Raw genomic sequence first — 21,588 nt, forward strand, 5'->3', positions numbered from 1 at the left:
AAGCCGCCACGGCGCCCGGTGATCGACGCTGGGCGGGTGCGTGCGAACGAGCGTTTCCTGTTGTCCTTCGGTCATGCGAGCGTCGACCTCTACCAGGGCGTCGTGCCGGTGCTGGTGCCGTTCCTGGTGGCCGAGCGGCATTACGACTACCTGGCGGTGTCGGGGTTCGTGCTGGCCGCCTCCCTGCTGTCGTCGGTGGTGCAGCCGCTGTTCGGGGTGCTCACCGACCGGTGGGCGATGCCGTGGCTGGTCCCGGCCGGCACGCTCGCGGCCGGGCTCGGCGTCGCGCTGCTCGGGCTCACCGCCTCCTATCCGCTCTCCCTGGCGGCGATCGCGCTGACCGGGTTCGGGGTCGCCGCCTACCATCCCGAGGCGGCGCGGTTGGCCCGCGCGGTGACCGGCGGCGACCACGTCGCGATGAGCTGGTTCTCGCTGGGCGGCAACGCCGGCTTCGCGCTCGCGCCGGTGATCGCGACGCCGGTGCTGGCGGCGGGCGGGCTCGCCGCGGCGCCGCTGCTGCTCGTCCCCGCGCTGCTCGGCACGCTGATCACGCTGCCGCTCCTCGGACGGCGCGCGGACGGCGCGGCCGAGGAGGCGCGCGGACGCGACGACTGGCCCGCCTTCCGCGCTCTGTCCGCCGTCATCGTCCTGCGCTCGATCGTCTACGTCGGCCTCAGCACGTTCCTCGGCCTGTTCGTGCAGCAGCGCGTCCAGCCCGGCGACACGGCGGGCGGGGCCGCGCTGTTCGTGCTGTTCGCCGGCGGAGCGGCCGGCACCGTGCTCGGCGGGCGGCTGGCCCGGCGCTGGGGCCGGGTCCGCACGATGCGGCGGGCCTACGGCACGTCGGTCTTTGCGGTCGCCGGCGTGGCGCTGGTCCCGGGTCCGGCGCTGTACGGGTTCGTGGCCGCCGCCGCGATCGCGCTGTACGTGCCGTTCTCGCTGCACATCACGCTCGGGCAGGACTACCTGCCGAACCGGGTGGGCACCGCGAGCGGGGTGACCCTCGGCCTGGCGGTGAGCGTCGGCGGCGTGCTCGCGCCGGCCCTCGGCGCCCTGGCCGACGCGACCTCCCTGCACACCACGCTCGCCGCCCTGACCGTCCTGCCGGCCCTGGCCTGGCTCCTCGCCCGCCGCCTGCGCGAGCCCGCCGAGGTCAGGGAGCCCGTCCGGTGACTACGGGCGCTGGTAGGCCTTGCCGACGATCGCCGTCCGGATCTGGGCGACCGCGCTCTGGTCCCCCGGCCGCCAGTCCCCGCGCGGCTTGACGAACACCTGCCGGCCGCCGAGGTAGCGGTGGGTCGCGCGGTCCAGGATGATCTCCTGCCGTTCCGCGCCCCAGGTACGGGTCACCGCGTCGCCGGGCCGTCCCGCCAGGTCCCGGACGTTCCGGACGAGACGGACGCCGGGGACCTCGGCGAGCACCCGGTAGAGCGCGGCCCGCAGCGCCGAGGGCGCCGACTCCTCCAGCAGCCGCTCGGCGAAGACGAAGACGAGCTGGTCTGCGGGGGTGCCGGGGTCCTCGCCCCATGCCCGCGGCCCCTTGGCGGCCTCCCGGTAGAGGCGGGCGCGCAGGGCGGCGGGCGCGGTGGGCAGGTCATGGGCGCGCGGGTGGGCGGGCGGCCCCTCGTACACGAGCATGGAACGCTCGGCCGGCTTGGGCAGCGCGCTTCCGCAGCCGCCCGGCACGCTGTTCGGCGCGATGTGCACGGGCAGCGTGACGGGCGCTCCGTCGGCGGGGTACCACGACTCGGCGCAGACGATCCCGGACGGGCCGAGCCGGGGGTGCCGGCGCTGCGTCAGGGACTTGACGTAGCGGAACTGGCCCGGCCGGACGTCCGGTTCGGCCGCGGCCGTCGCCGCCGCGTCGCGCAGGACCGCCGCGGCGCTCGCGGCGGGCGTCGGCCCGGGGTCGGCGTACGGGACCACGGTGATCGCCACCGCGGCCGCCGCCACCGCCGCGCCGAGCGCCAGCGGACGGCGCGAACGGCGCGGGCGGGCCGCCGCCGCCAGGCGGGCCCGGCCCGCGCGCAGCGCCTCAGTGGTGGGCGGCGCGACCTCCGGTGCCGCCTCTTTCAGCAGGGTCAGTTCGTCCATGACTCCTCCATCGTGAGTTCCGTGCGCAGCCGGGCGCGGGCCCGGGACAGGCGGGAGCGGACGGTGCCCACCGGCACGTCCAGCGCGGCGGCCACCTCCTCGTAGGACAGTTCGGCCCATGCCACCAGGAGCAGGGCGTCCCGGTGGGTCTTCGGCAGCTCCGCCAGCGCCCGGGCCAGGGACGGGTGCAGGGTGTGCGGGTCGGGTGCGGGGACGGGCGGCGCGGCCTGGCCGCCGATCCGTTCGGCCAGCCGGTACCGGTCCAGCTCCGCCCGGCGATGGCGGGCGATCAGCCGGGTGGCGATCCCGTACAGCCACGGGCGGGCGTCGGCGCGCGCCGGGTCGTAGCGCCGCCGCTTGCGGAACGCGATGAGGAACGTCTCGGCCATCAGGTCGTCGGCGGCGTCGGAGCCGAGGCGCCGGGCGGCGTAACGATGGATGGCGGGGGCGTGCCGGTCGTACAGCTCGGTGAAGCGGTCCGGGTCGGCGATCGACTGCCGGATCACCGCGGCGTCGTCGGGCGCCGCGGCGACGGGGGCGGTCACTCCGCTGGCTCTTTCATCGGAACCTCCTGGGGAACGTTCACCCGGTATCCCTCCGGGGCCGCGGAAAAGTTCCCTGGGGTGCGACCGGAGGCGAAAGGAGGAGGTTCGAGAGATCGACCGGCCATGCCATCGGCGGCGGCCACCACCTGGGCGGGGACGTTCCCGAGGAGCCGTCCCGCGCCCTGGTGGGGTTCCTGAAAAGCTAAAGCAGGCCGAGGTGCCCGGCGAGCCGGGTGCGGTGGTGGCGCGGTGCTCCCAGCAGCAGCTCGTCGGTCTTCGCGCGCTTGTAGTACAGGTGCGCGTCGTGCTCCCAGGTGAATCCGATGCCGCCGTGCAGCAGCAGGTGGTCCTTGGCGACGCGGAAGTAGGCGCGCCCCAGGTAGGACTGGGCGAGCGCCGCCGCCACGGGCAGTTCGGACGGGTCCTCGTCGGCGGCCCAGCAGGCGTACCGGACGATCGACTCGGCCTGCTCCAGGACGCAGTGCATGTCGGCGAGCTTGTGCTTCACGCCCTGGAACGACCCGACATAGCGGCCGAACTGCACGCGCAGCTTGGCGTACTCGACGATGACGTCCAGGCAGCGGCGCAGCCCGCCGAGCTGCTCGGCGGCGAGCGCGACCGACGCCAGGTCCAGCGCGCGGGCGACGTCGGCGGTCCCGGCGCGGCGGGCGGGCGTCCCGGCGAACTCCAGCCGGGCCTGCGGGCGGGTGAGGTCCAGCGTCGTCAGCGGCGTCGCGGTGAAGCCGGACTCGACGGCGTAGAGGCCGTCGCCCGCCGCGACCAGCACCAGGTCGGCGTCCGCGCCGTTCAGGACGCGCGGGGCGACGCCGTGCAGCTCCCCCGAACGGACTTCGATGGCCGGGTCGTCCGGGTTCGCCCAGAACGCGGTGGCGATCGTCGTCCCGGCGGCGATGCCCGGCAGCAGGTCCTTGGCGGCGCCCGCGTCGCCGCAGGCGAGCAGCAGGTCGGCGGCGAAGACCGCACCGAGCAGCGGCGAGGGGGTGAGGGCCGCGCCGAGCTCCTCCAGGACGGCGCCGAGCTCGCCGCGCCCGGCCCCCGCGCCGCCGTGCTCCTCGGGGATCACCAGGCCGGGCAGCCCGAGCTCGCCCGACATGCGCGCCCACACGCGCCGGTCGTAGGGCTCGCCGGACTCGGCGACCTCGCGGACGCGCGACAGGGGCGAGGTCTCGGCGACGAACGCGCGGACGGCCGCCGCCAGGTCCTTCTGCTCGTCGGTCGGGATCAGCCTCACTTGCTGGCCTCCTTCGCCTGCGTGCCGACCTTCAGGTCGCGGAACGGGACGGTGCGGTCCACCTGCGGCTCGCGCGGCAGGCCGAGGACGCGGTCGCCGATGATGTTGCGCATGATCTCGTTGGTGCCGCCGCCGAGCGCCATGCCCGGCCCCCACGCCAGCGCGCGGGCGATCTTCCCGTCGTCGTCGTGGGCGACGGTGCCCGGCCCGAGGATCTCGCTGGCGGCGTCGGCCGAGTCCAGGGTCAGTTCGGCCAGCAGCAGCTTGACCACCGACCCGCGCGCCCCCGGCTGGATCCCCGCCTTGACCTCCTGCGACATCCGCGCGCTCAGCAGGTCGAACGCGCGCTCCTGTAGGTAGAGGTCCACGAGCCGGTCCCGGACGAGCGGGTTGGCGAGCAGCCCGCGCTCGCGGGCGGCGCCCGACAGTGCTTCGAACGAGGCGGGCCGCTCGGTGCGCGCGGCGCCCATCCCGATCGACACCCGCTCGTGCAGCAGCGTGGTGACGGCCGCCGACCAGCCGCCGTCGACCTCCCCGACGACCTGGTCCGCGGCGATCCGCACGTCGTCGAAGTAGACCTCGTTGAAGTGCGACTCGCCCGTCATGTCGCGCAGCGGCCGGACGGTGACGCCGGGGTCGTGCATGTCGACGACGAACATCGTGATGCCCTGGTGCTTCGGCACGTCGGGATTGGTCCGGGCGATCAGCAGGCCGAAGTCGGCCTGCTTGGCGACCGACGTCCACACCTTCTGCCCGTTGACGAGCCAGGCGTCGCCGTCCAGGACGGCTCGGGTCTGCAGCGAGGCGACGTCCGAGCCGGCGCCCGGCTCGGAGAACATCTGGCACCAGATCTCCTCGCCGCGCAGCAGCGGCCGGATGTAGCGGCGCTTCTGCTCCTCGGTGCCGATCGACAGCAGCGTCGGCCCGCACATGCCGAGGCCGATGCCGAAGACCCCGACCGGCAGCACCAGGTCGCGCGCCGCCTGCTGGAACACGCGCTCCTCGGCGGCCGACAGGCCCTGCCCGCCGTACTCGGCCGGCCAGGTGATGCCGGAGTAGCCGGCGTCGTGGAGATCGGCCATGAAGGCGCGGGCGGCGGCGAGGCCGGGATCGGGCGGCAGCGCGGCCGTCGCGGTCTCCAGCCAGGCGCGGGCCCGGCGGGCGTACTCGTCCAGATCAGGCACGGGCAGACTCCTCCGAGGACGGCAGTCAGTGCCCACTTACACTAGCGTCCGCCCGGCCCGATCGGAACGACGTTCGGTTCACCCGCCCGGCGTCCCCTTCGCCGCCGCCAGCGCCGCCGGCGACGTCGCCAGGTACTCCAGCGCCTTGCGCGTCGAGCACTCCCGCGACGGGTGGTAGTCGCGGCGCAGGTAGGCGCGGGCCGCCGCGATCATGAACCGGTTGCCCGGGAAGATCCCCCGCCGCACCGCCCGCCGGTAGTCGCGCAGCCGCGGCCGCACCCCGCGCAGCGACGGGTCGGCCCGGCACAGGTAGGCCGCGCCCGCATAGACGGCGAGCGGCATCGCCACCACCCCGGCGAAGAAGGTGACGAACCGCCGCCAGTAGGCCCCCGACACGTACTGGTAGACGTCGAACGCCACCGACCGGTGCTCGACCTCCTCGGCGCCGTGCCAGCGCAGCAGGTCCAGCATCGTCGGGTCGGCGCCCGCCTCGTCCAGCTCGCGGGCGTCCAGGATCCACTGGCCGAGGACGGCGGTGTAGTGCTCGATCCCGGCGATGACCCCGATCCGGAAGTTCAGCCAGACCCGGCGCGGGATCAGCGGCACCGGCGGCCGGTCGCCCAGCAGGTTCTGGAACATCCACTCGATGCGGCGGGTCAGCGGCCGCGGGTCCAGGCCCCGCGCGCGCATCTGCCGGTCCAGGACGCCCTGGTGGGAGTAGGCGTGCACCGCCTCCTGCCCCATGAACCCCTTGACCTCGGCGCGCAGCCGCTCGTCCTTGATCAGCGGCAGCGTCTGCTTGTAGACGTGCACGAACCAGCGTTCCCCGGCGGGCAGCAGCAGGTGCAGCGTGTTGATGAAGTGCGTGGCGACGGGCTCGTCCGGGATCCAGTGGAGCGGGGTGCCCTCCCAGTCGAACCGCACCCGGCGCGGGGTGATGACGGGGTGGCGCTCGTCCGGTTCGCTCATCGCGCGGCCCCCGCCATCTCCGCCGCCGCGAGCGCGGCGGGCTGGGGCGCGCCCTCGATATACCGGGCGAACTCGGTGATCCACCCCGCGAGCACGTCCGGCCGCGTGCACACCGCGCCCCAGTGCCCGGCGGGCAGCTCGCGCCGCCAGTACCGGTCCACGTACGGTGCGAGGTCGCGGGACTGGTGCGGCGACACGAACGCGTCCTTGGTCGGCGCGACGACCTGCACCGGCACGGTCGTGCGGCACCGGTCCCCCGGGCGCAGGAACCGCACCGCGTTGGCACGGTAGAGCTTCATCCCGTACAGGGCGTCCTTGCGGAACGTGGGCGCGGGCTCGCGGGTCAGCCCCTCGGTCCGCTCGACCAGGACGGGGAACAGCCGGGTGCCGCCGAACCGCCAGAACAGCTGCGGCACCCCAGGGACCGCGCCGAACACCAGGTACCAGGACCGGGCGAACTGCCCGGCCAGCTCGGCGAGGCGCCGCGGGGTGGGGCGCCGCAGCCGGTCGCGGACCCACTGCCCGAAGTGCTCGATGCACGGACCGGACACGGAGGTGAAGGAGGCGACGCGCCCCCCCAGCGCGTCACCGGTCACCGCGCCCCAGCACTGCACCGACCCCCAGTCGTGGCCGACCAGGTGGACGGGCCGGTCCGGGGACACCGCGTCGATCACCGTGCGCAGGTCGTCGGCCAGGTGCTCCATCGCGTACGCCCGGGTGCGCCGCGGGCGGCCGGACGCGCCGGCGCCGCGCACGTCGTAGGTGACCACGTGGAACCGCTCGGCGAGCAGCCGGGCGACCGGCTCCCAGACGGCCTGGGTGTCGGGGTAGCCGTGCACGAGCACGACCGTCGGGGCCGAGGGGTCGCCGGTCTCGTCGTACTCACATACGGCCAGTTTCACGTCGCGGGTTTTGACCTTGCGCGTCTTCACGTCTGCCACCACCACACAATTAGATTTGGGATCTAATATGGAGACGACCTTGAACCAAAGTCAAGAGGGGGCGCGATGACGGCCGAGGCGGAACCGCAAGGGCCTGCGAAGCGCGGCGAGGCACGGCGCGCCGCGATCCTGCAGGCCGCCGCGCGGCTGTTCGCCGACCGCCCCTACGACGCCCTGTCCATCGACGAGATCGCGGCCGCCGCCGGCGTCGCCAAGGGGCTGATCTACTACTACTTCGACAGCAAGCGCGGCCTGTTCCTCGCCGTCATCGCCCAGGCCGCCGAGACCCTGAACGCCCTCGCCGAGGGCTTCGACGACCTGTCCCCGACCGAGCGGCTCATCCGCACCCTCGACGGCTTCCTGTGGTGGGCCGAGACCCACCACAGCGCGTTCCAGACCGTCACCAGCGGCGGCGTCGGCGTGGACGCCGAGGTCGTCGCCTTCTACCACCGGTCGCGGCGGCGGCTGCTGACCGCGATGGCGCAGGGCCTGGTCGGCGCGGACACCCCGCGCCCGGTGCTGCGCGTCGCGCTGGACGGCTGGCTGTCGTTCGTCGAGGGCGCCGCCCGCTCCTGGCTGGAAGAGCACGACCTGCCCCGCGACGACGTGCGCGACCTCGCCGTCCGCGCGCTCGGCGGCGTGCTCCAGGCGGTCGGCGCCACCGATCCGGACGCCGACCGGCCTGGATGAGGGGTCAGGCCAGCTCGACCTCGACGGTCAGGACGCCCGAGCCGTCCGCCAGCGTCAGGTCGGCGATCCGGCCCGCCGCCGCCAGGTCGTCCCGGACGATCCGCGTGCCGTCCGCGCCGCGCACGACCGCGCGGGCCACGTCGGCGCGCATGGACGCCTTCGCCGCGGACTTGGCCTTGCGGACCTGCCGCAGCGCCTCGGCCGTCGCGGCCAGCACCGCCGGGTCGCCGCCGGACGGCAGCTCACCCGCCGCCGGCCACTCCGCCAGGTGCACCGACCCCTCGCGCCACCAGGACCAGACCTCCTCGGTGACGAACGGCAGGATGGGCGCGAACAGCCGCAGCAGCACCGACAGCGCCGTGCGCAGCGCCGCCCGCGCCGACTGCGCCTCGGCGCCCTCCCCGTACGCGCGGGACTTGACCAGCTCCAGATAGTCGTCGCAGAACTCCCAGAAGAACCGCTCGGTCCGCTCCAGCGCCCGGGTGTAGTCATAGCCGTCGAAGCCCTGCGTGGCCTCCTCGACCACGCGCGCCAGCGACGCCAGCATCGCCAGGTCCAGCGGCTCGGTGACCGCCGCGTCCTCGGCGGCCTCGCCGAAGCCGAGGACGAACTTGGAGGCGTTCAGCAGCTTGATGGCCAGCCGCCGGCCGACCTTGATCTGCCCGGTGTCGAACGCGGTGTCGGTGCCGGGGCGCCCGTTGGCCGCCCAGTAGCGGACCGCGTCCGAGCCGTACTCCTCCAGCAGCGCGATCGGGGTGACCACGTTGCCCTTGGACTTGGACATCTTCTTGCGGTCGGGGTCCAGGATCCAGCCCGACAGCGCCACGTCGGACCACGGCAGCGAGCCGTGCTCCAGATCGGCCCGCACCACCGTGGAGAACAGCCAGGTGCGGATGATGTCGTGCGCCTGCGGCCGCAGGTCGAACGGGAACACCCGGCCGAACAGGTCCGCGTCGCGCTCCCAGCCGCCGGCGATCTGCGGCGTCAGCGACGAGGTCGCCCAGGTGTCCATGACGTCGGGGTCGGCCGTGAAGCCGCCGGCCTTGCCGCGCTGGTCCTCGGTGTAGCCGGGCGGCGTCTCGGCCGACGGGTCGACCGGCAGCGCCGACTCCGGCGGGACGATCGGCGCGCCGTGGTCGGGCTCGCCCGCCTCGTCCAGCGGGTACCAGACCGGGATCGGCACGCCGAAGAACCGCTGCCGCGAGATCAGCCAGTCGCCGTTCAGGCCCTCCACCCAGTTGTCGTAGCGGGCCCGCATGTAGGACGGGTGCCACTTCAGCTCGGCGCCGCGGGCGAGCAGCCGGTCGCGCTGCGCCGCGTCCCGGCCGCCGTTGCGGATGTACCACTGCCGGGTGGTGACGATCTCCAGGGGCTTGCTGCCCTTCTCGTAGAACTTCACCGGCCGGGTGATCTTGCGCGGCTCGCCGTCCAGGTCGCCGGACTCGCGCAGCAGCTCCACCACGCGTTCCTTGGCCGAGAAGACCGTCTTGCCGGCCAGCTCGTCGTAGGGGTGCGCCGGGACGCCGGCCGGCGGCTCGGCGGCCAGGCGGCCGTCCCAGTCCAGGACGGCGCGGGTCGGCAGGTCCAGCTCGCGCCACCACACCACGTCGGTGACGTCGCCGAACGTGCAGATCATCGCGATGCCGGTGCCCTTCTCGGGGTCGGCGAGGCGGTGCGGCAGCACCGGGACCTCGACATCGAACAGCGGCGTCCGCACGGTCGTGCCGAACAGCTCCCGGTAGCGCTCGTCGTCGGGGTGGGCGACCAGCGCGACGCACGCGGGCAGCAGCTCGGGCCGGGTCGTCTCGATGTAGACGGGCCGCTCGTCACCATGGAAACGGATCTTGTAGAAGGCGCCGGGGTGCTCGCGGTCCTCCAGCTCGGCCTGCGCGACGGCGGTGCGGAAGGTGACGTCCCACAGCGTCGGCGCCTCGGACAGGTACGCCTCGCCGCGCGCCAGGTTGCGCAGGAACGCGCGCTGCGACGCGGCCCGCGAGTCGTCGCCGATCGTGGTGTACAGGTGGTTCCAGTCGACCGACAGGCCGACGCGGCGCCACATCTCCTCGAACGCCTTCTCGTCGACCTCGGTGAGCCGCTCGCACAGCTCGATGAAGTTGCGCCGCGACACCGGGACCTGCCTCTTGGGGTCGGGCTTGGCCGGCGGCTCGAAGGCGGGGTCGTAGGGCAGCGACGGGTCGCACCGCACCCCGAAGTAGTTCTGGACGCGCCGCTCGGTCGGCAGCCCGTTGTCGTCCCACCCCATCGGGTAGAACACCGCGCGCCCGCGCATGCGCTGGTAGCGGGCGACGGCGTCGGTGTGGGTGTAGGAGAAGACGTGCCCGACGTGCAGGGACCCGCTGACGGTCGGCGGCGGCGTGTCGATCGAGTAGACCTCGGCCCGGGACTTCGAGCGGTCGAAGCGGTAGGTGCCGGCGTCCTCCCAGACGCGTACCCACTTGTCCTCCAGGCCGTCCAGGGAGGGCTTGGCGGGGACGTTCGGCGTACGCGGCTGATCTGTCATGTCCCAATGGTATTGACAGGGCCGGCGCCGCCGCATGCCGATTCCCCTGTGTCCCGCGGTGATCCGCGCCCCTGCGGGGGTACACGCATCCGATAGCGTCGGACCAGGATTGGACGAGGGAGGACGAGGATGGCTGACAGAGGCGACATGGGCTGGCGGGTACTCGCCGCGGGCTCGGCGTTCGCGGGCGGCTTCGTCGCCAAGAAGGCGATCGCGGCCGCCTGGAAGAAGAGCACCGGCAAGGAGCCGCCGACCAACCCCGAGTCGCCGGAGGTCGCGCTCAGCGAGGCGATCGGCTGGATCGTGGTCATGGGCATCGGCGTGGAGGTGGCGCGGCTGCTGGCCACGCGGGCCGCGGCGCGGCAGTGGGCCAAGGGCACCGGCGCGCTCCCGGCGCACCTGAAGGCCGAGGTCTGACGGCGCATTGGACCGGGGGTCAATTACGGCCCCCGCCCGGCGCCTGCGTATCGTGGTCGATCCCGGCAAGGAAGGGATCGACCACGATGCTCCCCCTGGACAAGGTCTCGCTGCCCTACGAGAAGGCGCTGCGGGCCGAGCGCTTCCGGTTGATCGAGACCCTGGAGTCGCTGCCCGACGAGGAGTTCGACGCCGGCCCGACGCTCTGCACCGCCTGGGCCCCGCGCGACGTCCTCGGCCACGTGATCGGCCTCGACTACCTGCTCAGCTCCTATCTCCCCTACCGCGGCAAGATCAACGCCGCGAACCAGGCGCAGGCCGACAAGGTGCGCGCGCTGCCGCGGGCGCGGCTGATGGAGTGGGCCCGGCACTGGGCCGCCAGCCCCAGCGCGACCAGCCGGCTCGGCGCCCCGATCCTGCTCGGTGACCTCGGCGTGCACCACCAGGACGTGGTCCGCGGGCTCGGCCGGGAGCGGCGGGTGCCGGACGAGGTGGCCACCGCGATCTTCCGGGAGGGGCTGCAGCTCAGCCTGTGGCTGAACCGGCGGGTGCTGCGGCACCGGCTGGTGCCGACCGACGGGCACCGTCCGGTCGGACGCGGCCCGCAGGTGCGCGGCACCCGTGAGGCGCTCGGCATGTGGCTGACCGGCCGGGACTCGGTCACCGGAGAGCTGGAGTTCGCCTGAACCGGTCGTGCGGCGCGTCCCGGGGGACGCGCCGCACGGCCGCGGGGCTAACGCTTGGCTTCGCCGAGCTCAGGGGGGAGGCCCGGCAGGGGGGCGGGTCCGCCGCGCAGGTCGCCGCGGACCTTGCCGGCCAGCCTCTTGGTGGCCGTCCGGTTGAGGGCCGCGCCGGCGGCGGCGCCGGTGAGGAACGGCCCCATGGTCGTCAAGCTGCGGCCGAGGGTCTTCAGCAGCCGTTTGCGCAGGGCCTGTTTGGCGGTGGTGCCGAGCATGTTGGCCAGGGAACCGCCCTCCAGCGGGTTCACGCCGCGCTGCTTGGCCCAGGAGGTCAGGAACGCCGCGGCGCGCACCGCGCCCGAGCCCTCCACCCGCACGCCGTAGACCTCGTGCAGCTCGGCGAGCATCTTGACCTCGATCGCCGCCACCACCAGGGACTCGGCGGCGAGCTGGGCCGGCGCGGTGAGCAGCAGCGGCGGAGCGGCGAACTCCACCGCGGCGAGCGCGCCGCCGGCCGCGCCGACGGCGGTGGTGGCGTTGCTGGCCGCCTTCACCAGGCTGTCGGCGAGTTCCTCGCCGGCCAGGCCGTGGTGGTGGGCGCTCAGCGTCTCCAGATCACGGATCGGGATGTGCGGGCCGGCGGCGACCAGCAGGTCGGCCAGCCACTTGCCGCGGCCCACGCCCGCGGCGCCCGCGCGGCGCGCGCTGTGGCCGAGCAGCCGCGCCAGGCGGCCGAGCATGCGCCCGCGGGTCTCGTGGTCCATCGCCTCGTCACCGGAGAGCCGGCCGATCAGCTCACCGATCTCGGCGGAGCCGCCGTCGTGCGACGGCTCCACATCTCGTGCGTCTCGTGCGTCGTGCTGTTCTCCCGGCACCGGCAGCTCCTTGTCAAGGGTCAGGCGGCGCACTCACGGCAGATCGGCTGGCCGTTCTTCTCGGTCGCCAGCTGGCTGCGGTGGTGCACCAGGAAGCAGCGCGTGCAGGTGAACTCGTCGGCCTGGCGCGGCACGACCCGGAAGGTCAGCTCCTCGTTCGACAGGTCGGCACCGGGAAGCTCGGCGACCTCGCCGGCGTCCAGGTCCTCGTCGATGATGCTGGCCGCCTTGTCGGCACGCCGGGCCTGGAGCTCCTGAAGGCTGTCCTCGTTGATGTCGTCGTCGGTCTTGCGTGGGCTGTCATAGTCGGTCGCCATGTTGTCTCCATCCCCCTCGATGCTTTATGCGCCCCGTCGCGCGGATCTAACGCTCGGGGGGCCGTTCTTGTGCCCGATCCGGGCCGGAAATTCTGTCACGGGCGGTGAACTGCGACACACGAGGCGCGACCGGTCTCGGCAGTGACACCGATCACCCGGATTGAGACCTCACAATGTGGCGTATGTCACTTTCCGGGTAGCTTGTCACGACCTGGATCAGGACCCGCGGCACCTGTCAGAGCGACCTGCGGCGGCGGGATCATATCTCTCCCCGGAGCCTTGCGCGCGCCAACCGGGCCGTGGCGCCCGCCGGCCCGCGGCACGGGAACGGTCCCGCGGTGACGCCGCGTCGAACGAACGGCGTCCCGGGCTGAACCGGACACGCCAGTGAAACGTCTGAACTAACGCGATATCGTGCCCGCCTGAGGTTGGGTGGGCCCCAAGCACGGCGACGCGACGGCTATGGCCGGGGCGGCCCGTTTCCGGGGCCGTTCCCTCCCACGGGCTTTCTTCTCACTGTGGGTCACTGGAGGAACAGATGCCGGATGCCGCTCCGCTGGAGCCAGGCGATCCCCGCGCACTTGGTCAGTTCGAGGTCGTCGGGCGTCTCGGCGCGGGCGGGCAGGGCGCGGTCTTCCTCGGCCGGCCGCGCGGCGGCGGCGAGTACGTCGCCATCAAGCTGCTGCACGCCCAGATGGCCTCCGACCCGTCCGCGCGGGCCCGCTTCACCCGCGAGGTCGCGGCCGCGCAGAAGGTCGAGCCGTTCTGCACCGCCCGGGTGCTCGAGGCCGACGTGCACGGCGACCAGCCCTACGTGGTCAGCGAGTTCATCGACGGCCCGTCGCTGCACGACGTGATCGCGCACAACGGCCCGTTCGGCAAGGCCGAGCTGGAGCGCCTGGCCATCGGCACGGTGACCGCCCTCGCGGCCATCCACGAGGCCGGCATCGTGCACCGCGACTTCAAGCCCAACAACGTCATGCTGGCCTCCGACGGCCCGCGCGTGGTGGACTTCGGCATCGCGCGCACCGTCAACTCCCAGGAGAGCGCAGTCACCGCGACCGGCATGGTGGTCGGCACGCCCGGCTACCTGGCCCCCGAGCAGCTGACCGGCGCCCCGCTGACCCCCGCGGTGGACATCTTCGCCTGGGCCGCGACGATGGTGTTCGCCGGAACCGGCCAGTCGCCGTTCGAGGCCGACACCCTCCCGGTCATCATCAACCGGATCCTGAACGAGGAGCCGGACCTGTCGGCGCTGCCGGCCGGCCCGCTGCGCGACCTGATCGGCCGCTGCCTGTCCAAGGACGCCGGGCTGCGCCCGCCGGCCGCGCAGCTGCTGCTGCACCTGCTGAGCTCGGCGGGCGCGGCGCCCGCGGGCCAGGCCGACTCCGAGGAGCTGCTGAACCAGGGCACCCGGATCGCCGCGCAGCTGCCCGCGCCGCCGCCGGTCCCGGCCGCCCGGCAGGCGCCGCCGCCGCACATGATCACGCCCCCGCCGATGCCGATGAACCAGGGCGGCATGCCCGGCATGGGCGCCATGGGCGGTCCGCCCACCCCGCCGCCGATGCCGATGTACCAGGGCGGTCCCGGCCAGCAGCCGCCGATGCCGCTGCGCCAGCCCGGCCCGCCCATGCCCGGTCCCGGCATGCCGGGACCGGCCTACGGGCCGCCCAAGCAGTCGTCGGGCTCCAACCCCGGCGTCGCGATCGGCATCGGGTGCGGCGTGCTCGCGCTGATCGGCGTCATCGTGCTGGTGGTGCTGATCGTCATCGGCAGCAAGAAGGACGACGACCCGACGCCGATCCGGCCGACCCTCACCTACTCGCCGCCGACCAGCGGCGCGCTCGGCGACGGCATCATCGGCACCTGGAAGGGCACCGGCTACCAGCCGGGCACCGACGCCGACTCGCGGAACTTCGAGCCGAAGTTCTACCTGCTCGGCAAGTCGGGCACGGCGATGTACGTCTACCCGTCCGCCTCGCACATCACCTGCATCACCCGGCTGACGCTGCAGTCGGGCGGCAACGGCGACGACAAGCTGGTCTACCGCGAGACCGCCATCTCGACCAACAAGAGCCAGTGCGCCGACGGGTACGTCACCTTCTACAACCCCGGCTCCAGCAGCATGCGGTGGGAGTGGCGGTCCGACAGCAAGCAGTACTCCACGACGGCCGAAGCGTACGGCACCGTCACCAAGCAGTAGGGGCGCCCTGATCGACAGGGGCCCGGCGTGCACGCGCCGGGCCCCTGTGATCTTCCCAGCGCGTCGCCCACCCCCCGGAAGGAACGCCATGCCGGACCCGACTCCGCTGCGCGGGGGCGACCCCGACGCGCTCGGCCCCTACCGCCTGCTCGGCCTGCTCGGCGAGGGCGGGCAGGGCTCGGTGTACCTCGGCGAGGACCCCGAGGGCGTCCGCGTCGCGGTGAAGCTGCTGCACGCCCGGTTCAGCGGCGACCCGCGGGCCCGGTCGCGGTTCGCCGCCGAGGTCGCGGTGGCGCAGCGGGTCGCGCCGTTCTGCACCGCCCGGCTGCTGGACTCCGACGTGCAGGGCGACCGGCCCTACATCGTCAGCGAGTACATCGACGGCCCCTCGCTCGCCGAGGTGCTGTCGCGGTACGGGCCGCGCCGCGGCAGCGACCTGGACCGGCTGGCGATCGGCACGATGACCGCGCTCGCCGCCATCCACGAGGCCGGGGTGGTGCACCGCGACTTCAAGCCCGGCAACGTGCTGCTGGCCGCCGACGGCCCGCGCGTGATCGACTTCGGCATCGCCCGCGCGCTGGACGCCACCGGCACGCTGTCCAGCACCGCCGTCGGCACCCCGGCCTACATGGCGCCCGAGCAGATCTCCGGCACGCCGGTCGGCCCGGCCGCCGACGTGTGGGCCTGGGGCGCCACCATGGTCTACGCGGCCGGGGGGCGGCCGGCGTTCGGGCAGGACTCCATCCCCGCGGTCATGCACCGCATCCTGAACGCGCCGCCCGACCTCGGCCGGCTGCCCGAGCCGCTGCGCTCACTGGCCGCCGACTGCCTGGCCAAGGACCCGGCGCTGCGGCCGTCCGCCCAGCAGGTGCTGATCCGGCTGCTGACACTGGCGGGCGGGCTGCGCGCCCCTGCGGGCGCCGTGCCCGCCGACGTGCTCGGCCAGGGCGCCGCAGCCGCCGTCACCGGCACCTTCGCCGCACCGCCGCCTCCCGTCCCCGCGCCGGCGCCGCCCACGACGCCGCCACCGGGGCCGATCCAGCCGCCCTGGCATCAGCAGCAGACGATGCCCCCGCATCCGTCCGGCGGCGGGTCCCGGCGGCGCATCGGCATCCTGGCGGGGGTGGCCGGGGCCGCGTTCATCGCGGTGGCGGTCGCCCTGGCGGCGGTACTGGTCCCGGACGGCGAGCCCACCCCGACCACGACGACCCTCCGGCCGGGCGGCGAACTGCGGATGGTCGCGGCACCGCCCTCCGACGGCGACGCGCTCGACCCGTCGCACAGCAGCGGCGGCACGGGCCGGATGGTGGCCAAGCAGCTGTTCACCGGCCTCACCGACGTCTCCGCCGACGGCTCGGTCACCAAGCGCCTCGCCACGAGCGTGACCCCGCAGGACGGCTGCAAGAGCTGGCAGATCGAGATCCGCACCGGGACGACGTTCAGCAACGGCGAGCCCGTCGACGCCGAGGCGTTCGTGCGCGGCTGGACGCGCAACGCCCAGAACCAGCTCGGCCCGGCGTCCTACGTGATGGCCGGCGTCCAGGGGCTGAACGAGGTGATCAGCGGCAAGTCCCAGATCCTGTCGGGCGTGAAGGCGGCCGGCTCCACCCTGCGCGTCACCCTCGACACCAAGGACTGCGAGTTCGAACAGCGGCTCGCCGACCCCGTCTTCTACCCCGCGCCGAAGGACGCCGGCAGGGCCGACAACACCGCCTACAACAACCGGCCCATCGGCAACGGCCCCTTCAAGGTCGACTCCTACACACCGAAGTCGTCCCTGGTCCTGGCCCCCAACACCGCCTGGGCGTTCGGCCGCGCGCGGCTCGACCGCGTCAGCGTCAGGCTCGCCGAGAACACCACGACGGCCGCGCTCGGCGGCGACGCCGACTGGGCCCGGGCGGACACCACGACGCTGTCCGCGCTGCGCGGCAAGCCGAACGCGGTCCAGCGCGACGCCCCCTTCAGCCGGCTGCTCGTCCCGCTCGTCGCGCGCGGCCCGATGTCCACCCGGGAGGGCCGGCTCGCCGTCTCCTACGCGCTGGACCGGCAGGTGATCAGCGACGCGGTGTACGGCGGCTTCTACAGGCCCGCCCACGGCATCGTCCCGAAGGCGATCCCGGGGTTCGGCAGGCCCGGCGCCTGCGCGTCCTGCGAGGGGCAGAACCCCACCGAGGCCAAGACGAACGCCGCCAAGGCCAAGCTGGGCGCGGGCACCGGGCTGAACCTCTACGTCCGGACCGAGTCGAGCCAGCAGAAGATCGCCGAGGTCGTCCAGGAGCAGCTGACCCGCGTCCTCGGCTGGAAGGTCACGATCAAGACGCTGCCGCTCGGCGACCTGCGGAAGATGAGCGCCGCCGTCACCGCCAAGGACGCCTCCGGGCTGCTCGTCCTCGGCTGGGGGCCGGACTACCCGTCCGGCGCCTCGATGCTGCGGTCGCTGCTGCGCAGCGACCAGGCGGCGACGGCGACCAACTCGCTCAGCAACTACGGCGGCTGGAAGAACCCCGGCTTCGACGGGCTGCTCGACCAGGCGCTCGCCGACCCCGTCGCCGCCACGCGCACCCAGCACGTCCTCAGCGCCGAGAAGGTCGCCCTGGACGACATGGCGCTCATCCCGCTGCTGGACTTCGGCTCGGTCGCCGTCCGCAGCGGCCGCTTCACCGGCCTGGACCTGGACTACGACGGCGACCCCACCCTGGCCACCGCCGCACAGCGCTGAGCCGTCAGCCGATCGGGAGGCGCACGGTGACCACCAGGCCGCCGCCCGTGCGGGGGGCGGCGTAGACGGTGCCGCGGTGCGCCAGCACCACCGAGCGGACGATGGACAGGCCGAGGCCCGAGCCCTTGGCCGACTCGACCCGGTCGGAGTTCAGCCGCCGGAACGGCTCGAACAGCCGGTCCACCTCGTAGGCGGGCACGACCGGGCCGGTGTTCTCGACCTGGACGGTGGTGAAGCCGTCCAGCACGCCGGTGCGGATCCACATCTCGCCGCCGTCGTCGTTGTGCTTGATGGCGTTGTCCACCAGGTTGGACACCAGGTGCTCCAGCAGCACCGGGTCGCCGAGGGTGGTGCCGGACGCCAGCTCGGGGTGGACGGCCACCTCGTTGTCGTGCTCGCGGCGCTTGCTGTGCTCCAGCACGGTCGCGGCGACCTCGGCGAGGTCCACCGCCGAGCGGGCGGTCAGCTCGCGCTCGCTGCGCGCGAGCAGCAGCAGGCCCTCGATCAGCCGCTCGTGGCGGGCGTTGGTGGCCAGCAGCGTCCGGCCGATGGTGCGCAGGTCGTCGGAGACCTCGGGGTCGCCGAGCGCGACCTCCAGCAGCGTGCGGTTGATGGCCAGCGGCGTGCGCAGCTCGTGCGAGGCGTTGGCGACGAAGCGGCGCTGGGAGTCGAACGCCTGGCCGAGGCGCTCCAGCATCGCGTCGAAGGTGTCGGCCAGCTCCTTGATCTCGTCGTCGGGGCCCTGCAGCGCGATCCGCTCGTGCAGGGTGCTCTCGGAGAGGCGGCGGGCGGTCGCGGTGACCCGCTGCAGCGAGCCGAGGGCGCGGTCGGCGACGAAGTAGCCGAGCACCAGCGCGATGATGCCGACGCCGGCCAGCGCCACCAGCGACCGGCCGACCAGCTGCTTCATCGCCAGCGCCTTGATCACCCGGGGGTCGATCGTGTCGCCGTTGGGGGTGCGCAGCCACCAGCCGGGCGGGAAGACGCTGTCCAGGATGCCGCCGACCAGCAGGTAGGTGACGAACAGCAGCAGCCCGCCCGCCATGAAGAACAGCAGGCCGTACAGGACGGTGAGGCGCAGGCGCAGGCTGACCCGGCCGGGCAGCGCCCGCACGTCGGTCATGAAGGAGCCGCCGCGCGGGGTGCCCGCGCCGGGCGGCGGCTTCTGCGGCTGGGCGCCCTGGACGGGGTGCGGGCCGCTGGTCCGGCTCCCGGACGCGGCGCGGCCCTCGGGCTCGGGCGGGGTGCTCACAGCCGGTACCCCACCCCCGGGACGGTCTCGATGACCGGCGGGTCACCGAGCTTCTTGCGCAGCGTCATCATGGTCACCCGGACCACGTTGGTGAACGGGTCGATGTGCTCGTCCCAGGCCTTCTCCAGCAGCTGCTCGGAGCTCACCACCGCGCCGCCCGCGCTCAGCAGCACCTCCAGCACCGCGAACTCCTTGCGGGTGAGCTCGACCGGCCGGCCGTCGCGCAGCACCTCGCGGCGGGCCGGGTCCAGTGTCACCCCCGCGCGCTCCAGCACCGGCGGCAGCGGCGCGGCGGCGCGCCGGCCGAGGGCGCGCACCCGGGCGACCAGCTCGGCGAACGCGAACGGCTTGGCCAGGTAGTCGTCGGCGCCGATGGACAGGCCCTCGACCTTGTCGTCCAGCTCGCCGGCCGCGGTCAGCATGATGATCCGGGCCGGGCAGCGGCGCGCCACCAGCTCCCGGCACACCTGGTCGCCGTGCACCTTGGGCAGGTCGCGATCGAGCACGATCACGTCGTAGTCGTTGACGCCGGCCCGTTCCAGCGCCCCCGCGCCGTCGTAGGCCACGTCCACCGCCAGCGCGTCCCGGCGCAGGCCGGTGGCGATCGCGTCGGCGAGGACGCGTTCGTCCTCCACGACCAGTACTCGCACCGTCTCCCCCTTCTCGACCGGCCCGTTCCGGGCCGTCCCCCCAGGTATGTCACGGGCACCGTAAGACGTCCGTAAGCCCACGTCAGGGCGCCGCCGCACGGACACGGAAAGTCGTCGTGAAATTCCGTCCAGGAACAGGTTTACCGCAAGCCGCGGTTTGGGTAGGGAGGGCCTGATCCGGGAGGAGGCCCATGGGCGAGTTGACACGTGTGATTCAACAGCGGCTCGATGACGCGTACGAGTCGCTGCGCAGCGCCCACGCAGCAGGAGACACCTACCTGGTGGACATCCGTCAGGAGGAGATCAGCGAACTGCGCCGGATCGCGGCGAACAACGACATCGGCGTCGAGGCACCCCGCTGCGACTGAGCACGTCCCACCGACGGAAGGACCGGAGCCCCGCTCCGGTCCTTTTCCGTCTCAGTCACGCGCCGGGTCGAGCGGCACGAGCAGGTCGTGCAGGGCCTGGAACAGGTCCGGCGCGGCGGCGATGGCGAACTCCGGGCTGACCGGGGCGCCGTGCAGGCCGCCGACGCGCCCGCCCGCCTCCTCGACGATCAGTGCCCCGGCGGCGACGTCCCACGCCTGCACGCCGCGCTCGAAGTAGGCGTCCACCCGGCCCGCCGCGAGCGAGCAGAGGTCCACGCAGCACGCGCCGCCACGCCGGATGTCGCGGACCCGCGGCAGCACCCCGGTCAGCACCCGCGCCTGGTGGGCGCGGCGCTCGGCGGCGTACCCGAACCCGGTCGCGACGAGCGCCCGCGCCGGCGGGACGCCGGTGTTGACCCGCAGCTCGCGGGTGCCGGACGCGGTGTGCAGCAGCGCGCCGCCGCCCCGCACGGCGGTGTACAGCTCGCCCCGGCGCGGCATCTCGATCGCGCCCGCGACGGCCACGCCGTCGATCTCGACGGCGATGCTGACGGCCCAGTCGGGCAGGTCGTACAGGTAGTTGACGGTGCCGTCGATCGGGTCGATCACCCAGCGGGCGCCGTCGCCGGCCTGCGGGCCGCCGCCCTGCGTGCCGCCCTCCTCGCCGAGGAAGGTGTCGCCGGGCCGGGCCGCGCGGATCCGCTCGATGATCAGCTGTTCGGCGGCGCGGTCCATCTGGGTGACCACGTCGGTCGGGCTGGACTTGGTCTGCACCACGTCCGGGCCGCCGGCGGGGCGCTTGTCGACCAGCATCCGGCCGGCCTCGCGGGCGGTCGCGACGGCCAGGTCCAGCAGGTCCTCATGAGAGGTCACGCGGTCCCCCTTCGGCAGTGGTCGGCGCGGCAGGCGTCCGGGCGCGGGCCGAGGGCGCCGAGGGCCGGCCGGTCCGGCGCGCCGGCGGCGCGCTCCTGGAACAGTTCCCTGATCATGGAGACGAAACGCGGGTGGGTGCCGGGGGTGGCGGCGCGCCGGAACGCCAGGCCGAGCCGGGCGGCGAGGCCGGTGGCCTCCACGTCCAGGTCGTACTTGACCTCCATGTGGTCGGAGACGAACCCGACCGGCACGTTCACCACGGCCCGGACGCCGGTGGCGTGCAGTTTCTCCAGGTGGTCGCCGATGTCGGGCTCCAGCCACGGCTGGCTCGGCGGCCCGCTGCGGCTCTGGAAGACCAGCTCCCAGGGGTGGCCGGGCGCGGCGCGCTCGGCGACCAGCGCGGAGATGTCGTTCAGCTCGGCGGTGTAGAGCTCCTGGCCGGGCTGCGCCAGCGGGACGCTGTGCGCGCTGAAGACCAGGTGCGCGCCGTCGCGGAGGTCCTCGGGCAGCTCGTCCAGCGCGGCGCGGGTGGCCTCGATGAACGGCTCCACGAAGCCGGGGTGGTTGTAGTAGATGCGCAGCTTGTCGATCTCGGGCGCGTCGGGGACTTCGGCGCGCGCGCGGTCGATGTCGTCCAGGTACTGCCGGCAGCAGGAGTAGCCGCTGTAGGCGGAGGTGACGAAGGCGGCGGCGCGGCGTATCCCGTCGGCCTTCATCTGCCGGACGGTGTCGGTCAGGTAGGGCTCCCAGTTGCGGTTGCCCCAGTAGACGGGAACACCGACGCCGTGCGCGGCGAAGTCGGCCTCGATCGCGGCCTTGAGGTCCCGGCACTGCTGGTTGATCGGGCTGACCCCGCCGAAGAGGTGGTAGTGCTCGCCCACGGCCTCCAGGCGGCTGCGGGGGATGTTGCGGCCCCGGGTGACGTTCTCCAGGAACGGGATCACGTCCTCGGGCCCCTCCGGGCCGCCGAAGGACACCAGAAGCAACGCGTCGTACGTGCTCATGACATCCATCCAACCAGCAGCCGGGCGGTGCTCG

Annotated in this window: 20 protein-coding genes; 7 read left to right on the plus strand and 13 right to left on the minus strand. The window is 73.7% G+C overall.

Annotated elements, in window-relative coordinates; genetic code table 11:
* The first annotated feature begins 36 nt into the window (after positions 1 to 36).
* Positions 37 to 1,173, plus strand: coding sequence for an MFS transporter (locus ACRB68_RS31280; protein WP_328595006.1), 1,137 nt, complete (start codon positions 37 to 39; stop codon positions 1,171 to 1,173).
* Here ACRB68_RS31280 and ACRB68_RS31285 read toward each other — a convergent pair whose 3' ends face one another.
* The 6 genes from ACRB68_RS31285 to ACRB68_RS31310 all read right to left on the minus strand — a co-directional run bounded on the left by ACRB68_RS31285 (position 1,174) and on the right by ACRB68_RS31310 (position 6,988).
* Entirely contained in the window at positions 1,174 to 2,094 is a 921-nt protein-coding gene (locus ACRB68_RS31285; RefSeq protein WP_153538820.1) for a CU044_5270 family protein, read from the minus strand.
* Complete coding sequence (locus ACRB68_RS31290; RefSeq protein ID WP_328595007.1) at positions 2,082 to 2,639, minus strand: RNA polymerase sigma factor; 558 nt, start codon at positions 2,637 to 2,639, stop codon at positions 2,082 to 2,084. The genes ACRB68_RS31285 and ACRB68_RS31290 overlap by 13 nt, the downstream gene beginning before the upstream one ends.
* 202 nt (positions 2,640 to 2,841) lie before the next feature.
* Complete coding sequence (locus ACRB68_RS31295; RefSeq protein ID WP_328595008.1) at positions 2,842 to 3,891, minus strand: acyl-CoA dehydrogenase family protein; 1,050 nt, start codon at positions 3,889 to 3,891, stop codon at positions 2,842 to 2,844.
* A complete protein-coding gene (locus tag ACRB68_RS31300; protein WP_328595009.1) occupies positions 3,888 to 5,075 on the minus strand; it encodes an acyl-CoA dehydrogenase family protein in 1,188 nt (395 codons plus the stop codon). The genes ACRB68_RS31295 and ACRB68_RS31300 overlap by 4 nt, the downstream gene beginning before the upstream one ends.
* Before the next feature lie 78 nt (positions 5,076 to 5,153).
* Positions 5,154 to 6,044 carry a metal-dependent hydrolase gene (locus ACRB68_RS31305; RefSeq protein WP_153538822.1) on the minus strand — a complete coding sequence of 297 codons (891 nt, stop codon included), beginning with the start codon at positions 6,042 to 6,044 and terminating at the stop codon, positions 5,154 to 5,156.
* The gene (locus ACRB68_RS31310; protein WP_328595010.1) at positions 6,041 to 6,988 is read right to left on the minus strand and encodes an alpha/beta fold hydrolase; all 948 of its coding nucleotides are present in this window, start codon (positions 6,986 to 6,988) and stop codon (positions 6,041 to 6,043) included. The genes ACRB68_RS31305 and ACRB68_RS31310 overlap by 4 nt, the downstream gene beginning before the upstream one ends.
* 63 nt (positions 6,989 to 7,051) lie before the next feature.
* On the opposite strand from ACRB68_RS31310, the gene ACRB68_RS31315 reads away from it, so the two are divergent.
* Positions 7,052 to 7,675, plus strand: a complete 624-nt coding sequence (locus ACRB68_RS31315) for a TetR/AcrR family transcriptional regulator (RefSeq protein WP_153538824.1) — start codon at positions 7,052 to 7,054, stop codon at positions 7,673 to 7,675.
* 4 nt (positions 7,676 to 7,679) lie between these two features.
* Here ACRB68_RS31315 and valS read toward each other — a convergent pair whose 3' ends face one another.
* Positions 7,680 to 10,196: a valine--tRNA ligase gene (gene valS, locus ACRB68_RS31320; protein WP_153538826.1), complete on the minus strand. Its 2,517-nt coding sequence runs from the start codon at positions 10,194 to 10,196 to the stop codon at positions 7,680 to 7,682.
* A gap of 129 nt (positions 10,197 to 10,325) precedes the next feature.
* Between valS and ACRB68_RS31325 the strand changes: the two genes are divergently transcribed.
* Positions 10,326 to 10,613, plus strand: a complete 288-nt coding sequence (locus ACRB68_RS31325) for a DUF4235 domain-containing protein (protein ID WP_153538828.1) — start codon at positions 10,326 to 10,328, stop codon at positions 10,611 to 10,613.
* An 86-nt stretch (positions 10,614 to 10,699) separates the two neighbouring features.
* Positions 10,700 to 11,299: a maleylpyruvate isomerase family mycothiol-dependent enzyme gene (locus tag ACRB68_RS31330; RefSeq protein ID WP_153538830.1), complete on the plus strand. Its 600-nt coding sequence runs from the start codon at positions 10,700 to 10,702 to the stop codon at positions 11,297 to 11,299.
* A gap of 47 nt (positions 11,300 to 11,346) precedes the next feature.
* Here ACRB68_RS31330 and ACRB68_RS31335 read toward each other — a convergent pair whose 3' ends face one another.
* Both ACRB68_RS31335 and ACRB68_RS31340 read right to left on the minus strand, forming a co-directional pair.
* Complete coding sequence (locus ACRB68_RS31335) at positions 11,347 to 12,168, minus strand: hypothetical protein (protein WP_328595011.1); 822 nt, start codon at positions 12,166 to 12,168, stop codon at positions 11,347 to 11,349.
* 20 nt (positions 12,169 to 12,188) lie between these two features.
* Positions 12,189 to 12,485: a DUF4193 domain-containing protein gene (locus ACRB68_RS31340; protein ID WP_153538832.1), complete on the minus strand. Its 297-nt coding sequence runs from the start codon at positions 12,483 to 12,485 to the stop codon at positions 12,189 to 12,191.
* 538 nt (positions 12,486 to 13,023) lie between these two features.
* Between ACRB68_RS31340 and ACRB68_RS31345 the strand changes: the two genes are divergently transcribed.
* Both ACRB68_RS31345 and ACRB68_RS31350 read left to right on the plus strand, forming a co-directional pair.
* Positions 13,024 to 14,688, plus strand: a complete 1,665-nt coding sequence (locus ACRB68_RS31345) for a serine/threonine protein kinase (protein ID WP_153538834.1) — start codon at positions 13,024 to 13,026, stop codon at positions 14,686 to 14,688.
* Between the two features lie 88 nt (positions 14,689 to 14,776).
* Positions 14,777 to 17,407: an ABC transporter substrate-binding protein gene (locus ACRB68_RS31350; protein WP_153538836.1), complete on the plus strand. Its 2,631-nt coding sequence runs from the start codon at positions 14,777 to 14,779 to the stop codon at positions 17,405 to 17,407.
* 4 nt (positions 17,408 to 17,411) lie between these two features.
* Here ACRB68_RS31350 and ACRB68_RS31355 read toward each other — a convergent pair whose 3' ends face one another.
* Together ACRB68_RS31355 and ACRB68_RS31360 are read right to left on the minus strand one after the other, a co-directional pair.
* Complete coding sequence (locus tag ACRB68_RS31355) at positions 17,412 to 18,659, minus strand: sensor histidine kinase (RefSeq protein ID WP_328595012.1); 1,248 nt, start codon at positions 18,657 to 18,659, stop codon at positions 17,412 to 17,414.
* On the minus strand, positions 18,656 to 19,309 hold the full coding sequence (locus ACRB68_RS31360) for a response regulator transcription factor (protein ID WP_328595013.1): 654 nt from the start codon (positions 19,307 to 19,309) through the stop codon (positions 18,656 to 18,658). Before ACRB68_RS31360 ends, ACRB68_RS31355 begins: the two co-directional genes overlap by 4 nt.
* Positions 19,310 to 19,500: 191 nt before the next feature.
* Here ACRB68_RS31360 and ACRB68_RS40350 point away from each other — a divergent pair, with 191 nt between their 5' ends.
* Positions 19,501 to 19,677: a hypothetical protein gene (locus ACRB68_RS40350; protein ID WP_194293527.1), complete on the plus strand. Its 177-nt coding sequence runs from the start codon at positions 19,501 to 19,503 to the stop codon at positions 19,675 to 19,677.
* Between the two features lie 51 nt (positions 19,678 to 19,728).
* Here ACRB68_RS40350 and ACRB68_RS31365 read toward each other — a convergent pair whose 3' ends face one another.
* Together ACRB68_RS31365 and ACRB68_RS31370 are read right to left on the minus strand one after the other, a co-directional pair.
* Positions 19,729 to 20,550 (minus strand): inositol monophosphatase family protein, encoded by an 822-nt coding sequence (locus tag ACRB68_RS31365; protein WP_328595014.1) that lies wholly within the window; start codon positions 20,548 to 20,550, stop codon positions 19,729 to 19,731.
* Positions 20,547 to 21,554 carry a ferrochelatase gene (locus ACRB68_RS31370; protein WP_153538838.1) on the minus strand — a complete coding sequence of 336 codons (1,008 nt, stop codon included), beginning with the start codon at positions 21,552 to 21,554 and terminating at the stop codon, positions 20,547 to 20,549. Before ACRB68_RS31370 ends, ACRB68_RS31365 begins: the two co-directional genes overlap by 4 nt.
* Positions 21,555 to 21,588: the final 34 nt, after the last annotated feature.

The sequence above is a fragment of the Actinomadura macrotermitis genome, assembly GCF_009604375.1.
Lineage (GTDB): Bacteria > Actinomycetota > Actinomycetes > Streptosporangiales > Streptosporangiaceae > Spirillospora > Spirillospora macrotermitis.

Excerpts from the sequence above, each read along its gene's own strand:
- ACRB68_RS31345 (WP_153538834.1), top strand. The coding sequence starts at position 13,024 with ATGCCGGATGCCGCTCCGCTGGAGCCAGGCGATCCCCGCGCACTTGGT.
- ACRB68_RS31285 (WP_153538820.1), bottom strand. The coding sequence starts at position 2,094 with ATGGACGAACTGACCCTGCTGAAAGAGGCGGCACCGGAGGTCGCGCCG.
- ACRB68_RS31330 (WP_153538830.1), top strand. The coding sequence starts at position 10,700 with ATGCTCCCCCTGGACAAGGTCTCGCTGCCCTACGAGAAGGCGCTGCGG.
- ACRB68_RS31325 (WP_153538828.1), top strand. The coding sequence starts at position 10,326 with ATGGCTGACAGAGGCGACATGGGCTGGCGGGTACTCGCCGCGGGCTCG.
- ACRB68_RS31350 (WP_153538836.1), top strand. The coding sequence starts at position 14,777 with ATGCCGGACCCGACTCCGCTGCGCGGGGGCGACCCCGACGCGCTCGGC.
- ACRB68_RS40350 (WP_194293527.1), top strand. The coding sequence starts at position 19,501 with ATGGGCGAGTTGACACGTGTGATTCAACAGCGGCTCGATGACGCGTAC.
- ACRB68_RS31370 (WP_153538838.1), bottom strand. The coding sequence starts at position 21,554 with ATGAGCACGTACGACGCGTTGCTTCTGGTGTCCTTCGGCGGCCCGGAG.
- ACRB68_RS31340 (WP_153538832.1), bottom strand. The coding sequence starts at position 12,485 with ATGGCGACCGACTATGACAGCCCACGCAAGACCGACGACGACATCAAC.
- valS (WP_153538826.1), bottom strand. The coding sequence starts at position 10,196 with ATGACAGATCAGCCGCGTACGCCGAACGTCCCCGCCAAGCCCTCCCTG.
- ACRB68_RS31315 (WP_153538824.1), top strand. The coding sequence starts at position 7,052 with ATGACGGCCGAGGCGGAACCGCAAGGGCCTGCGAAGCGCGGCGAGGCA.
- ACRB68_RS31305 (WP_153538822.1), bottom strand. The coding sequence starts at position 6,044 with ATGAGCGAACCGGACGAGCGCCACCCCGTCATCACCCCGCGCCGGGTG.